This is a genomic window from Neotamlana laminarinivorans (assembly GCF_020523925.1).
Taxonomy (GTDB): domain Bacteria; phylum Bacteroidota; class Bacteroidia; order Flavobacteriales; family Flavobacteriaceae; genus Neotamlana; species Neotamlana laminarinivorans.
Genome location: NZ_JAJAPW010000003.1, coordinates 363,139 through 379,131, shown reverse-complemented (window position 1 = coordinate 379,131; position 15,993 = coordinate 363,139). Strand labels below are relative to the sequence as shown.

Here is a 15,993-nt window from a genome sequence, read left to right as displayed (position 1 = left end):
GCTTCAATAGTAATATTATTGAAGCATTTTCTTTTTAAAGCCTTATTATTAGTACCAGTTACTATTCTTATAATTCTTATTTTTGTTAAAACCCAAAAATTAAATCACATTGCACACCTATAAACACGGCCTTGAGTATGCGTTGCAACAAGACAAAAACGATACTCTAGCAAAATATCGCGACCAGTTTTATATACCAAAAGATAAAAACGGAAAAGACTGGCTTTATTTTACAGGAAATTCGTTGGGTTTACAACCAAAAAGTACACAAACTTATATTCAGCAAGAATTAAACGATTGGGCAAAACTTGGTGTTGAAGGCCATTTTGAAGCCAAAAATCCTTGGTTACCTTATCATGAGTTTTTAACCGAAAGTATGGCTAAAATTGTTGGTGCAAAACCTATTGAAGTGGTAGTAATGAATACACTTACCACAAACTTACATTTATTAATGGTTAGCTTTTATCAGCCAACAAAAAAAAAGTACAAAATTGTTATTGAAAGTGATGCCTTTCCTAGCGATAGATATGCGGTACAAACACAACTTGAATTTCATGGTTTTAATGCTGAAGATGGTATCGTAGAATGGAAACCTCATGAAGGTGAAGAACTTTTAAATATTGAAGATTTAGAAACCATTTTAGAGCAACAAGGCGATGAAATTGCACTACTTTTAATTGGAGGCGTAAACTATTATTCCGGTCAATACCTCGATTTAAAACGAATTGCAGAAATTGGTCATGCTAAGAACTGTATGGTTGGCATAGATTTAGCTCATGGTGCCGGAAATATAAAACCAGAATTACACAACTCTGGAGTAGATTTTGCAGCTTGGTGCACTTACAAATATTTAAATTCTGGACCAGGCAGTTTAGCAGGACTTTTTGTTCACGAAAAACACGCCTACAATAAAAACTTAAAACGTTTTGCTGGTTGGTGGAGCCATAATAAAGATACCCGATTTAATATGCGCCAACCACTCGATGTTATGCCGGGTGCCGAAGGTTGGCAATTAAGCAACCCACCCATTCTTTCTATGGCTGCCATAAAAGCATCATTAGATATGTTTAACGAAGTTGGCATGGATGCATTAAGAGAAAAATCGGAAAAACTAACGGGTTATTTCGAATTTTTAATTAACGAGTTAAATAACAATAAAATAAAAATAATTACACCTAAAAACCCAGAGGAACGTGGTTGCCAACTTTCTATACAAGTGCAAAATGCAGATAAAAGTTTACACCATAAACTTATAGAAGCAAATATTATAACCGATTGGCGAGAACCAGATGTTGTACGTTGTGCAGCAACACCGTTTTATAATACTTTTGAAGATGTTTTTAAAATGGTAGAAAAACTTAAAGAGATATTAAAAACATAAAATAGCTTAATAAGAAGTATTTTTAACAATACTAAAATATAACATGAAACAAAAAGAGAATATTTTAATTATTGGCGCCGGTTTATGTGGTAGTTTATTAGCTTTAAGGTTAGCACAACGCGGTTACTTTGTTAATATTTACGAAATGCGACCAGATTTAAGAAAAACCGATATTTCCGCTGGTCGCTCTATAAATCTTGCGTTTTCAGATCGTGGTAATAAAACCATGAAATTAGTTGGGTTAGAAAATAAAGTAAAATCGCTTTGCATACCTATGCATGGAAGGATGATACATACCAAAGAAGGCGAAACTTTTTTATCGAATTACAGCGGTCGCGAACACGAATATATAAACTCTGTTTCTCGAGGCGAACTTAATGCGCTTTTACTTACCGAAGCCGAAAAACACGAAAACGTAAATATTTATTTTAATAGAAAATGTAAATCGGTAGATTTTGAAAATACTACAGCTCTTTTTAAAGATTATGAAAACAAAACAGAGTTTGTTGAAGATGCCGATTGTATAATAGCCACAGACGGTGCTGGCTCTGCTTTACGCAAAAGCTATTATTTAGGCAAAAAATTCCTATTTAGTTTTTCGCAAAACTATTTAACTCATGGCTATAAAGAACTGAGTATTTTACCCACAGAAACTGGCGATTATAAAACGTATAAAAATGCTTTGCACATTTGGCCACGAGGCGATTTTATGCTTATTGCCCTACCAAATTTAGATGGTAGTTTTACTGTTACACTTTTTTTAAGTTATACCGAAGGTAAATACAACTTTAACAATTTAACCACACCAGAAATTGTTACCGAATTCTTTAAAAACGAATTCCCCGATGCCTTGCAAATTATGCCTAATTTAGTTGAAGATTTTTTTAAAAACCCAACTGCAGCTCTTGGCACAATAAAATGCTCGCCTTGGCATTATAAAGGCAATACGCTGCTTATGGGCGATGCTGCACATGCTATTGTTCCATTTTACGGGCAAGGTATGAATGCCTCGTTTGAAGATGTTGTTGAGTTTGATTCTGTTTTAAACCAAAATAAAAATGTCGATTGGCAAACTATTTTTAGTGCATACGAAAAAATCAGAAAAAAAGATACCGATGCTATTGCCGATTTAGCTTTAGATAATTTTAATGAAATGCGCGACCATGTGGGGCAAGTTATTTTTCAAGAAAAACGAAAAATTGAAATGGCTTTAGAAAAAGAGTTCCCTGAAGATTATGCATCTAAATACAGCTTAGTTACATTTAATGAAAATATTGGCTACAAAGAAGCCATGCTTAAAGGGCGTGCGCAAGATAAGGCTATTTTAAACTTATTATCAAACCATGTTATTGATGTTGATAGTGATTTAAACACGGTTTTAAAACTGGTTAAAGAAAAAACAAATGCCATTTTAAATAATGATAAAATTACAGGTTTACATTAATTTTTAACTGCATTTAATTTCTGGTTAAAACACAATAAATTTCACTTTTTTATTGGTAATTTTAATGCTTTAAAGAACCCGCGTTAAGGATTGAAGCGGCATCCTTTTTTAGTTTTTTATTGTGTTTTGTGAAGCATAAGTAAAACACAATAAAAAACTAAAAAAGATATAGCGGAAAGCCTGACCCTTTAGGGTAACGCCCAAAATATTATAGCACAATGAGTAAATTATATCCGCCTATTAATTTTAAAGAATGGATTGAAGAAAACCGTCATTTATTAAAACCACCTGTAGGAAATAAGGTCGTTTGGAAAGATGGCGATTTTATAGTAATGGTTGTTGGTGGTCCTAATGACCGTACAGACTATCACTATAACGAAACGCCTGAATTTTTCTATCAAGTTGAGGGCGATATTGTTTTAAAAGTTATAGATGAAGGCAAACCCAAAGACATTCATATAAAAGAAGGCGAGATATTTTTATTACCTCCAAAAGTGCCACATTCGCCTCAGCGCGGACCAAATACAGTTGGATTGGTTATAGAATATCCCAGAGAAAAAGGCGTAAAAGATAAATTACAATGGTATTCTGAAGAAGAAGCCGACTTAATTTATGAAGAAGAGTTTACTCTAGAAAACATTGAAACGGATATGCCTGCAATTTTTGATAGATACCACGACAAATTTGGAAAGGGTAAATAAATACCTTATTTAATTGTATTATAATATAATGAGCTGCATAGAACAATCAATTTAAAACAGATAATTATAACTAGAGCATCTCAATAATATTTACCATGAGCAAACGTAAACTTAGAATAAACGGGCATTCGCATTTATTACCTTATCCGGAAGAAATTCCAGATTTTATGCGAGACAAAGGTATTTTTTGGGTTGATAAAGACCGAAAATTTATGCTTCAAAAAGATTGGAATCGCCCAATTACAGACTCTAGTTTCTTTTTACATGAAAAACTCGCTTGGATGGAGCGTAACAAAATAGATCATGCGGTTGTTTTAAATTTATCGCAACTATATGGTAATGGTTTACGTTTAGAAGAAATGAAACAAGCTTTACGTTTTCAAAACGATTTTAACGCCCGAATACAAGCCGAACATCCTAATAAATTTACTTGTGGTTTTGTAGTGCATCCTGGTTATGTTCGTGGTGCTTGCTGGGAAATTGAACGTTGTGTTGAAGAGTTAAACATGCGTCTTTTATGTTTACCAACACATTACATGGACACCATTGGTACTTGGCGTAGTATTTTTGATGAAGAAAACGCACGTATTTTTGAACTTGCCGACAAATATGGATTAGCCGTTGAAATTCACCCATATGACGGCGAAAAATTTATAAAACTTCAAAACACCTCATGGCGTTTTCACCTAATTTGGATGCTTGCGCAATGCGCCGATGCTTACCATTTTTTCACCTTAAATGGCTTGCAAGATAAATACCCAAATATGCGAACTTGTTTTGCTCATGGTGGGCAATTGGCTCAAATTAATTTAGGAAGACGTATTCAAGGTTTTGATGGCAGACCTGATTTATTTGAAGGTAAACATCACCCAAGAAAGGCTGTTGGCCATAAAAATATATTTTTTGATACTTTGGTTCATGATACAGGCTCTTTTCAACTTTTAGTAAAAAATCAAGGCGCCAAACAGGTTTTAATGGGGTTAGACGATCCTTACCCGTTAGGTGAAATGGAAAGTGACAAACAATCATCATACCCAGGTAAAATTTTAGATTTGGCCATAGAACGCGAAATTATAAACGAAACAGAACGTGATGCCATTTGGGAAGATAATGTACTACAATGGCTTTATGGTGATGACGAAAAAGCAAAAAATGAACTAGTAAACAGAATTTTAAGTTAATGCATTTTATACCAGAAGAATTAGATGATTATGTTGTAAAACATACCGAAGACGAACCCGAACTACTACAACAACTTACTAGAGAAACTTACCAGAAAATTTTACAACCCAGAATGCTTAGTGGGCATTACCAAGGACGTTTATTAAGCATGATTTCTAAACTGGTTAATCCTAAAAACATTTTAGAAATTGGTACTTACACTGGTTATTCTGCCCTTTGTTTAGCTGAAGGAATGCAAGATGAAGGCGAACTACATACTATTGATGTTAATGAGGAATTAGTTGATTTTCAAAGAAAGTATTTCGATAAATCTGATTATGCATCTCAAATTCATCAACATTTAGGAAGCGCTTTAGATATTATTCCTAAACTCGATAAAACTTTTGATCTAGTTTTTATTGATGCAGATAAAGTAAACTACCCCAAATATTTTGATATTATAATTGATAAACTAAATACAGGAGGCATTATTTTATCGGATAATGTATTATGGAGTGGTAAAATTTTAGATACAACTTTTAAAAAAGATGATGTTTCTACTCCTGCCCTTATTGCTTATAACAAGCTTTTAAAAACCGATACTCGAGTAGAAACTGTAGTTTTACCCATTCGAGATGGTTTAACTATAAGTCGAAAAAAAAAGTAGGCTAAAAGCCTACTTTCTTAATGTATTTACTTTTTTATCGGCATTATTAGCAATATGCCTTTCAAAATCTTGAGTGTATAATGTGGCTACGTTTTTAAATTCTTCCGGTAACTTATTATAGTTGGCCCAAGCTTCATCATATTTTTTTATCCACTTTTGCACGGTTTTCTCATCTCCTTTTTTATTGGCATCTGCCATATAAACTAAGGCTCTGTAAATTTCATACAATCGTAAACCATATTCTGCAGAACCAACAGCATGATCTTTGGCATCTGCACTACCCCAATCTATAACCTTTGCTAACTTTACAATGGTTTTCCATTTAGCAACTGCTTCATCTTTTTGAGCTAAATTACGTTTTTGTTTATAATCCTCATTAGGCACGGGGGGAAATGCCATTCCTTGATCGCGAGTCCACCATGGGTTCATGTCTCTGTATGTACTATTTCTTCCTCGAACTACAGCTTCTGCAGATAGCAAACATAATCTTCTAAATTTAGCTACATCGTCTTGCTTTAATTTTAAACGCTCTGTTGCATATCTGTTAAACACTTCTTCCTCGGTTTGAGTCACATCTTTTCCCCATTGTGCCATTACCCAAGCATTTAAATCGCACCATAATTCATTTTTAATATAGGGTCCGTTCCATCCGCCACCACGTGTCCAAGTCCAAATACCTGCATATAATTCTGGCTTTGTTTCTACAAATTCTTTAAGGCTATTAATACGTTCTTCTGGCATACGAGCGTGTTCTTCAAAACCATTTATTACACCATTTGAAATGTAATTAGGATAAGCACCTTTACCTTCGTATTCACGAGCTGCCTGAACTTCAATAATTTGTTTATGACGCCCCTGCCCTATTACTTTACTAAAAGCATTGGCTCGATGGAAATCGCCTTCGCAATGCTTAACACTAATTACTAAATTTTTATGTGGTTCTACAGCATTACTTACCTTCATGTAATCGTCTAAATTTACATCAAAGGCGCCCCAAGTTCTAAAAACCAGTTCTTTGTCGCGTTTTACGCAAATCTCTTCTCTTAAAATATTTATAAGAGGAATAATTGTTTTTTCTGGACTCTTTTTATTTTGAATAGAACCTAAATGATAAGGCGCATCGTGCAAATACGTTTCTCCAATTCTAACTACTAAACCTGTTAAATCTGGAAACTGATCGAACATTTCATTAATTTGAGCTCTAATTAATTTTTCGGTTAATGGGTTGTTAGGGTCTCCAAAAGTATCTTCAATCTTATATTTCTCAATTAAACGCTTAGGAAATAATACCAAATCGGACATGGCATATATTTTCATATTGGCTGCCACACAAGCTTCATGCATTTTTTTTACTTGAGCCGCTTTCGCATCAACCCAAGCTCTATCTTCGCTTCCTTTTGGTAAAATATCTTTATCTACCGACTCCCAATTAATAGCTAAAGCAGGAGATTCGAACAAAAAGTAGACCTTTCCATTATATCCCATTTCTTTAATAACCTCAGGGTTATTATATACTGAATTGTAAGGAGCCTCACCTGGATTATGGTGAACCATATCTAAAATAAGAGGTTCTGCAGTTTGAGCACATAAACGAAGTACAAAAACAAAAAAAGTAACAATTAATAAAATTAATGCTCTTTTTTTAACATTTATTTCTGTCATAAAAACAAATACTTTTATCATGAATGAACAAACTTATATTAATTGACTATTTAGATAATTAAATTTCGACCAATAACTAATGGGCTTCGACTACCAACAGTAAGTTTTTTCTTTCTAAAAAATATTAACTTTTTATTAACATAATTTGGTCACCTGGCTTAGTTTTAATATCATAGACAAAGTGCTTTTTTAAATTTAATGGTTCTGAATTGATATTTTTTGAAATTATTGGATCTTTGATTTCAGGAACTGCATAAAACGTGTTTAAATTTTTACCAACCGCTAAGTTTAAATCTTTTCCGTTACTCGTTTTTAACTCATTATAGGTTCGTATACGTAGATTTCCTCCTAATTTAGAAGTAAGAACAACTTTTACAACTTTTCCATTTTCCCAAATTAGTTCCGAAACCTCAAAACCACCTCTAGCTTTTAATCCTTTAACACTTCCTGATTTCCAAACATCTGGTAATGCTGGAATTAAATGCACTGCCCCATCATGACTCTGCACTAACATTTCAGTTAAACCTGAAGTAAAACCAAAATTTCCATCAATTTGAAATGGCGGATGCGCATCTAACATATTAGCATAAGTACCACCCCCTTTTGGAGAACCTGGTCTGCCTACTAGTTTTATTTGATCGCCCATAAGCTTATACGCATGATTACCATCTAATAAACGTGCCCAAAGATTAATTTTCCAGTTCATAGACCAACCTGTTGATGGGTCGCCTCTCTGAATTAAGGTATTTTCGGCCGCTTTAAATAATTCTGGATTTCTATAAGGCGAAATTTGATTTGAAGGATATAAACCATACAAATGCGAGACATGGCGATGTTTATCTTCAGGATCGTCTAAATCTTTTAACCACTCTTGTAATTGGTTGTATTTACCAACTTGCATTGGTGGTAATTTCGCTAAAGCTGCTTCCATTTCTTTTATTAATTCGGCATCAACATTTAATAACTGCGCTGCTAAAATGGTTTTAGTAAGCATATCGAACACCAATTGATTATCCATAGTGGTTCCCGCTTCAATATTAACTCTAGTTGTTCGCCCTTTTGGACCATGTTCTGGCGAAATTGAAGGCGTAACAATTAACCAACCATTTGTTGGTTCTGGTATTAAAATACTTAAACAAAATTGTGAAGCGCCTTTCATGGCTGAATAAACCGATTTTAAATATTCTAGATCGCCATTAAACATAAATTTTTCCCAGGCATGTTGTGTTAACCAAACACCTCCGGTTGGCCACATGCCCCAAGTAGCACCATCTACAGGGGCACAAATACGCCATAAATCGGTGTTGTGGTGTGTTACCCAACCTTCGGCACCGTACATTACTTTTGCTGTTTCTTGTCCGGCTACCGATAAATCTTTTACCATTTCTATTAATGGCTCATGCATTTCGGTTAAATTGGTGACTTCGGCTGGCCAATAATTCATTTCGGTATTAATATTTACCGTGTAGGCACTTTTCCAAGGTGGTGTTAAATCTTTATTCCATAACCCTTGAAGGTTTGCAGGCTGCCCTCCTGGTTGCGACGAAGAAATTAACAAATATCTTCCATATTGAAAATATAAGGCTGCCAATTCTGGATCGAATCCGTCTTTAAATTCTTTTATCCTAACATCGGTTGGAAGTTTGGAAGCTTCAGATGTACCTAAATTTAAAGACACACGATTGAAGTATTCTTGATAGAAATTTGTGTGTGATTCTAGCAAATTTTTATACGATTTCTTTTCCGCGAAAGCGATATAATTTGAAGCCTTTTTATGTGCATTGCCGCTTACATCTTGATAGTTAATAAAATTGGTTGCAATAGACAAATAAATAAGTACGCTATTAGCTTTTGAAACTTGAAGCGTGTTGTTTTTAGCCTCGACACGGCCGCCTTTAGTAACTATTTTAATGCGAGAATCGAATTCTACTTCGCCTTTTATAGCTTCTGTTTCTTTTGGCAAACGTTTGTTTTTATTGTCACTTCCAAAACCTGTCATTACCAAAACATTGTTGTTTTCTGTAAAATGTTCAACTTTCGCAGGTTCTGGCCTATCCATTGAAGCCGTAAAACTGATGCTTTTCTTTTTGTTTGCTGTTAGTTTAATAAGAATAACATTATCGGTAAACGAGGTGAAAATTTCTCTGGAATAATCTACACCATTAGCCGTATAAGTGGTTTTATTAACGGCGTTTTCAATATTTAATTCGCGGTAATAGTTGGTGTAATTGTCTTGGTTTTTAAAATTAAGACGTAAATTCCCTACGGTTTCGTAAGGCATACCGTGAGAGGTTTTCGACAATAATTTGTCGTTTGCCAATCGATGTGCCTCGTCGTACTTTTCTTGAAACAGCAAGCTTTGAACGTCTTTTAACGCATCTTTCGCATCTGGATTATCGTTTCTATGCGGTCCTCCAGCCCAAAGTGTTAACTCGTTTAACTGAATATTTTCGTTTACCGGATCACCAAAAACCATGGCGCCTAAGCGGCCATTCCCGATTGGCAGGGCTTCGTTCCAGTTAGCAGCTGGAGCATCGTACCAAAGTTTTAAATTTTTAGATTGTGAATAGCTGGTTGTTGTAATCATTACCGAAAAAACAATCAGTATTTTAAAAGCGCTTTGCATGCTCTATTAAGTTTAGTTAAATTATATCTTACTTGTTTTTGGGCAGCAAGAAAACCCATTAAACCTTCGAATTAAATCCCAATATATTTTTAAATTATGGAAAACAGGTTCAAAATATTTCATTAATCAATTTTATAAATACAGACTAACGAGCAAATTATAAGTGAGACAAAATAAATTCTGTAGCGTAATTGTTTAATTCGTCAATAGATGGCGAAATGTTTTTACCATGAAAGCTATGGGCTGCTCCTTTTATAGTAAGCAGCTCTACATTGGCTTGTTTTTGCTCAGCAACTTCAAGCATGTAGGTTGAGTTTTTTATTGGCAGCACATCGTCTTGATCGCCATGTAATAGTAAAATTGGTGGTGTTTTTTTACTTAAATATTCTGTTGGACTTAACAATTTCGCTAATTCTGGTTTTTCTTCAATTGGTGCACCTAAAAGGCGAACAAATAATTTACCATCTTCGAAAATAGAACCTGGTCTAATTTCTGGATTTACGCAAGAGGTAAACGGAAAATAAGACGCTATACACTTAAATTTTGGTTTAATTCCTTGCAATTCTGTATCGCCTAAAAATTCGGAATCATGCCCTAAAGCTGTAAGCAAACTTAAATGCCCGCCAGCAGAACCGCCCCAAACACCGTAATGTTTTTTGCTTAATTTATATTGCTTTGCATGTTTTATTAAAAAACGGGCGGCATCTTTGGCGTCGACAACCGCATCGTAAGCAGTAGTTTTTCCTTTTGCTAATCGGTATTCTATGGTTGCACAAACTACGCCATTATCGAGCAAACCACGAAATGTTCCTAAAAAGGCCTTTTTTAATATGTTGTATTGGCTTCCTCCTGCCCAACCACCACCGTGAACATGTAGCATCCAAGGGTTTTTCTTTTGTAACTTATCGTTTTCTGGGTAAAAAATGGTCATTTTTAACGTTTTTCCATCAACTGTTTTATAGGCTACAACCTCTTTGTTTGGAAATGTATTTAAAATGTCTTGCTCGTCTGGTTTTTGCGCGTAAGTAGTTAACGAAAAACTGAAAATTATAATTAAAATGATATTAAACTTCATTATGCTTTTTATTGAATTTGAATAGGTCTTAAATCTCCTGCTTCAAAATTTACGGTCTTATTTTTGAATTTTATTTTAACCGGAATTTCGTTATGTAACCACAGCTTACCTTCTGTAAATTTTAAAACTACATTTCCTGTTTGTTGGGCAAAAATTGAATAATCTTTAGCTTTAACTGCTTTACCATTACCAACAAAAACTACCCAATCGCCATTTGTTTCGTTAGCAACTAAGGTATAGGTTGCATCGGTTTCAATAGATTTATATTTATTTTTTTTATGATTTTCAGAAGAAAAAACCAAATCTTCGCGACCCGATTTATGACTAATATTAAATCCTACAAACTCGGTATTTCCATGCTCATCATTAAAACTAGAAATAGCTTTTATACTTTTTCCTTGCGATGCTGTAAACGGTTCGAAAACCGACACAAATGGTGTTTCCCATGCAGCACCGTGTTGTCTGGCGGTAAATGTTAAATAAGGCTGATTGCTAACATCGTATGGCAAACCGTGATTTCCTTTAAAGGCCTTATTTGGCGGCGACTTTATTGAAAACACCTCGCGACCTTCGTAACCTTTCATCCATAAATTCATAAACACATCATCTTCGCCTTCTGGCATATCTATTTGCCATTGTGCTTGGTAATCCTCGTTAACTTTTGCAGATTTTTTGTCCCACATATAATCTAAGGCATATAAATGGCCTCCAGCAAATCCCATTTCGTCTGTCGACTCAAGCTTCAAATTATCGCCTTTAGCATTCATTACTTGCATGGTTTGCCCTAAATTATGATAGTAGTAATCATGAAATTTATCGCCTTCGCGTTGTTTTTTCGACCTAAAAACATCAATATAATAACCGGTTTCTTCACCTGTTTTTACAATACTAACCAATCGAGTTTGGTCGCTTCGCGTTTCAGGCTCTAAAAAATAAACATTGGAATAAGAAATATCGCTAAAATAGCCTGCTTTCTGCTCAGATTTTGGATATTCTCCTATTAAATCGAAAGCGTGATAACTTAACATTTCGGTGTACGATGAAACGCCATCGACCATAACCGTATTATGTGCCGGAAACTGCGAATAATATTCTAAATAAATGGGTTGTAAATAACCTGCACCTTTGCCAGGATCGGCACCTTGCACGAAACCTTTTCCGTACAATTCCATATTAATACCATTGGCGTGCATGTGGTTTCCTAACGAAGCATTCAGCGAAACCATCATGCCATGTTTACCCGTACCATTTCGTTGTACATGCCAACTCACATTTGGCGCGTAAAAGGTTTGCGTCATATAATCAGACACATTTCCTGTTTTAAATTTAGGATTTAAAACCACTGGTTTACTAGCAAAAAACGAACTGATGTCTGATTTGGGTTTTGATACTTTTTTTACCTCATCGTGTTTAGCGAACAAACGGTACATTTCGGTGAATTCTTTTTCTAAATCTTTATCTCCGTTTTTTTGCGCTGTACGAATCATATCGCTTATCGCTTCCGTTTTTAAATCGGTATAATTACTATCGCCAAAAGCAATGGTTTGCCCGTTTGGAAATACATATTGCGGCAAAACTTTAACCGCTTTTTCCATAACCGGCATGTATGGCAATAAATTATGATTAAACGTATTGTCGAAATCGTTTATAAAATGCGTTAAATCTTTAGTTACACCAAAGGAATAGCCTGGACATTCGGCCCAAACACCGTTGTTGTAATCGTAACCATAATCCATAAACTTGGTTAACGACCATTGTCGCGCAGAGGTTTCGTTTAAAATATAATTGATGTAATATTCACGTCCTTTTTCATCTTCATAATTATTATTATCCTGTAACACCATAGCGGCTTTTAAAATAATTTTTGCTTGATGCAAATTCCAGTTATTTTGTGGTACACCGTTTTTTATAATTTGGTCGTTCCATTTTTTAATGGTAGCATCATAAATTTCAATTTTTTCAGGATGATTTTTTTCTATGTATTGATGCAGAAAATCGTAAACTTCTGAAGCGTAAATTAAAGTATGCTCATGTATTACTTGAAAACACTCCATGCCAACCAACGTTTGAATATGGCCGTTTAATAAATCTTTAGGCGCATTTCGATGATACATTCCCAACATATAAGTATCGAAAATATCGAAAGCGAATTTTGCAAATTTCTCATCGTTTTCTAACCAAGATAAAAAAGCAGCATCGCGAGCATATCCCATAATTTTTTGATTATGCCTATGTATAATTCCTCCGGTTTTAGATTGCTCTACCCATTCTAAAGGCTTACCAGGCTTGGTTTTATTGCGTAAATATAGCCCACGCTCGTCGTCCATGTAAGGCAAAATATCTTCTAAACTTGGCATGGCATAATTTGTAGTGTGGTCGCGCGAACCTGTAAACCGAACAGTTGGCACAGGCGCATTGCCATCGGCATGCGAATAATAAATACCGTTAACGTAAACATTTGCTGCTTTAGTTTTCCAGTACATCATTAACCTAGATGGCATCCATTCCGGATTGGTTTCATGACGTTTTACATAAGCATCAATTTTATTATGAATGCCTTTGAGCACATCGCTTGCCCATGCTTCTTTTTTTATTGTTTTTTGTAATCCCTTTTTTTCCGATTGCGAGATATACATTCTTGGGTAACCTTGTACTAAATCTGTAGGTAATGGAATGTCTTTTTGCTGTGCAAAAAAGCTTAAAACAGCTAAAAACATGCAAGCTATAATGCTATATAATTTCATTTATTTTATCAATTTTATTATTCTGCAACTGGATTAACTCCTTGCCTCACATTGGTTTTCCAAAGGTTTAATCGTTTTTTTAAAGCCTCTACTTTATCTGGATTTTCGGCGGCAAGATTCTTGGTTTCAGATAAATCGGTTTCAAGATTATAGAGTTCATAAACTATGCTCTCTTTACTTAGAATTTCTAATAATTTCCACTCACTATTTCTTATAGCAGAATGCCCTTTAAAACTCCAAAAGACGTCTCGATTTGGTAAATTTTCTTCATTTACTAAATGATTCTTAATGCTAATGCCATCAAAGTTTTCGATATTAGATTTCCCTTCTGAAAAATCTATGAAAGTTGGGAGTAAATCCATAGTTAAAACAGTTTCATTACTTACAGAACCAGCTTTTATTTTTTTAGGATAACGAACAATTGCAGGTACGCGATGTCCGCCTTCGTAAATGGATGTTTTTGCAGCTCTTAAGCCACCACTGTCGCCACGTTTTCCAGCAGGCCCATTATCTGAACAAAATACGACAATAGTATTTTCACTTAATCCTTCTGCATCAAGGGTTTTCATGATATCGCCAATACCTTTGTCCATAAGCTCAATCATTTCTGTGTAAATAACTGGCACGCTATCTTTAGGCACTTTTCTAATAAATTTACCACTTCCTTCTTTTCGCAAAGGTTTATCATTTCTACCTTGAATAGGATAATGTGGCGCTTCTTGCGCTAAATATAAAAAGAAAGGTTTCCTTGTTTTTTTAGAGCTATTTTCTTTTATAAATTTTGAAGCATATTTTGTAATTAAATCTGTGGTGTAACCTGGCTCGTCTTCAACTTTATTATTAACCCACCAATCGAGATAACCCGCTTGATCGATATGCGAATGATAATCGATGTTTCCGCTAACAAATCCTCTAAAATCATCGAAACCTTGATAAATTGGATTATAAGGTTCGGCATAACCTAAATGCCATTTTCCATACATTGCCGTTGTGTATCCTTGGTTTTTCATAGCTTCTGCCATGGTAAGCTCGTTTAAACTCAACCCAACTTCTCGATGATCGACCGCTGTAATAACGCCTTCAACACCGGTTCGTTGCTGGTATTTCCCTGTCATTAACGCAGCTCTTGTTGGGCTACAAACGGGTCCGTTAGCATGAAAATCTAAAAACTTAACACCTTGTGATGCTAATTTATCTAGATTAGGTGTTTTAACCTTTGGACTACCGTAGCAGGATAATTCGCCGTAACCCAAATCGTCGGCCATAATTAAAATGATGTTTGGCGGAGTTGTTTTTCCAGAAGTTTTACAAGAGAAAATGAATCCTACAAAAATTAAAACCATCAAATAGTTAATTGCATTCTTAATTTTCATTATTTTAAATAAATTTTGTCTAGACAATAATACATGTTAAGACTAAACTTTGGTATAAATCATGCTTCTTGTTAGATAAATTATTACCCAAGAAGTAATGTTATTCATTTTTGTAAAACAAAAAGCTTCACTGTTAATAACAGTGAAGCTTTTAAATTATTTATTAAAAAGTATGGTTAATTAGCTATAGTTGGCTCACTGCTCAAATACCCCAACTTTATTAAAAATAAATCTGTTTGATACATAGTTTCGTTGAAGAAAGTGTCATCACTTTTTTTCCTAAAAAAACTACCATTAAAAAAACCATGGCCTTGATCTTTATAAGCAAATAATTTGGAATCATTTTTAGCTTTCTGCATTAGTTTATTAAACCGTTTTGCATTTTCAAAAGGTACGGTTTTATCTGCTTTACCATGAAATAACAGCATTGGAGGTAAATTTTCTTTTACTTGATGGCACGGTGAAATTTCGGTTTCTCTTCCTGCAACTTTTTTAGCTCCATAGCCATTTTCTGTAGTATCAAAAACCGGATTATAACCAATAACAGCATTTGGAATAGAGCTTATTTTAAGATTTTCATCTGGATTATCTAGCTCTTCAATTAACGCAGTGCAAATCGCTAAATGCCCTCCTGCAGAACCACCAGCTGCTACAACTTTATTAGGATCTATTTCTAAGAAAGGAGCAAATTCACGCACTTTACGAATGGCTGATTTTGCATCTTCAACCGCATCAAATGGTGTGGTGCCGTGTACATTTTTTACGCGATATTCTGCCGATATAGCCAGCATACCTCTTGATGCTAAATATTTGCTTTGTTGATAAAACTGTTTAGGATTTCCTCCTGTCCAACCACCACCAAAGAAAAATACTATAGCTGCGGTTGGCTTTTGGATTGTTTCCGGCTCAAAAACATGTAAATAAAGACTATCGCTATCTACAACTTTGTATAATATTTTTTTTGTTGGTTGATATTCTTGTGATTGCATAGAAACAGTTATCATCAAGAAGCTCAACATTAAAAAGTAAATGTTTTTAAAACTCATTTTGAATTAATTTAAAGGAATTTGCAATATAAATATTATTGATATGATTTTGTTTTATAAAGCGGATAAAACTTATTTTTAAATTTTATAAAGCATCACAAGATTTCTTCATT

At 34.5% G+C, this 15,993-nt stretch carries 11 protein-coding genes; 5 read left to right on the top strand and 6 right to left on the bottom strand.

Annotation, left to right across the window (positions count from 1 at the left end):
• Positions 1 to 109 precede the first annotated feature (109 nt).
• The 5 genes from kynU to LG649_RS08310 all read left to right on the top strand — a co-directional run bounded on the left by kynU (position 110) and on the right by LG649_RS08310 (position 5,354).
• Positions 110 to 1,381, top strand: coding sequence for a kynureninase (gene kynU / locus LG649_RS08330; RefSeq protein ID WP_226543222.1), 1,272 nt, complete (start codon positions 110 to 112; stop codon positions 1,379 to 1,381).
• Between the two features lie 43 nt (positions 1,382 to 1,424).
• Positions 1,425 to 2,825 (top strand): FAD-dependent oxidoreductase, encoded by a 1,401-nt coding sequence (locus LG649_RS08325; RefSeq protein ID WP_226543220.1) that lies wholly within the window; start codon positions 1,425 to 1,427, stop codon positions 2,823 to 2,825.
• 218 nt (positions 2,826 to 3,043) lie between these two features.
• Complete coding sequence (locus tag LG649_RS08320; RefSeq protein ID WP_226543218.1) at positions 3,044 to 3,526, top strand: 3-hydroxyanthranilate 3,4-dioxygenase; 483 nt, start codon at positions 3,044 to 3,046, stop codon at positions 3,524 to 3,526.
• 95 nt (positions 3,527 to 3,621) lie between these two features.
• A complete protein-coding gene (locus tag LG649_RS08315; RefSeq protein WP_226543216.1) occupies positions 3,622 to 4,707 on the top strand; it encodes an amidohydrolase family protein in 1,086 nt (361 codons plus the stop codon).
• Positions 4,707 to 5,354: an O-methyltransferase gene (locus LG649_RS08310; protein WP_226543214.1), complete on the top strand. Its 648-nt coding sequence runs from the start codon at positions 4,707 to 4,709 to the stop codon at positions 5,352 to 5,354. The genes LG649_RS08315 and LG649_RS08310 overlap by 1 nt, the downstream gene beginning before the upstream one ends.
• A 9-nt stretch (positions 5,355 to 5,363) precedes the next feature.
• Here LG649_RS08310 and LG649_RS08305 read toward each other — a convergent pair whose 3' ends face one another.
• From LG649_RS08305 to LG649_RS08280, 6 genes are all read right to left on the bottom strand, one after another.
• Positions 5,364 to 7,016, bottom strand: a complete 1,653-nt coding sequence (locus LG649_RS08305) for a hypothetical protein (protein ID WP_226543212.1) — start codon at positions 7,014 to 7,016, stop codon at positions 5,364 to 5,366.
• A 124-nt stretch (positions 7,017 to 7,140) separates the two neighbouring features.
• Entirely contained in the window at positions 7,141 to 9,642 is a 2,502-nt protein-coding gene (locus LG649_RS08300) for a glycoside hydrolase family 95 protein (RefSeq protein ID WP_226543210.1), read from the bottom strand.
• A gap of 157 nt (positions 9,643 to 9,799) precedes the next feature.
• A complete protein-coding gene (locus tag LG649_RS08295) occupies positions 9,800 to 10,717 on the bottom strand; it encodes a prolyl oligopeptidase family serine peptidase (RefSeq protein ID WP_226543208.1) in 918 nt (305 codons plus the stop codon).
• 8 nt (positions 10,718 to 10,725) lie between these two features.
• Positions 10,726 to 13,461 carry a hypothetical protein gene (locus LG649_RS08290; RefSeq protein WP_226543206.1) on the bottom strand — a complete coding sequence of 912 codons (2,736 nt, stop codon included), beginning with the start codon at positions 13,459 to 13,461 and terminating at the stop codon, positions 10,726 to 10,728.
• A 17-nt stretch (positions 13,462 to 13,478) separates the two neighbouring features.
• A complete protein-coding gene (locus LG649_RS08285; RefSeq protein WP_226543205.1) occupies positions 13,479 to 14,834 on the bottom strand; it encodes a sulfatase in 1,356 nt (451 codons plus the stop codon).
• A 176-nt stretch (positions 14,835 to 15,010) separates the two neighbouring features.
• Positions 15,011 to 15,880 carry an alpha/beta hydrolase gene (locus tag LG649_RS08280; RefSeq protein ID WP_226543203.1) on the bottom strand — a complete coding sequence of 290 codons (870 nt, stop codon included), beginning with the start codon at positions 15,878 to 15,880 and terminating at the stop codon, positions 15,011 to 15,013.
• Positions 15,881 to 15,993 lie beyond the last annotated feature (113 nt).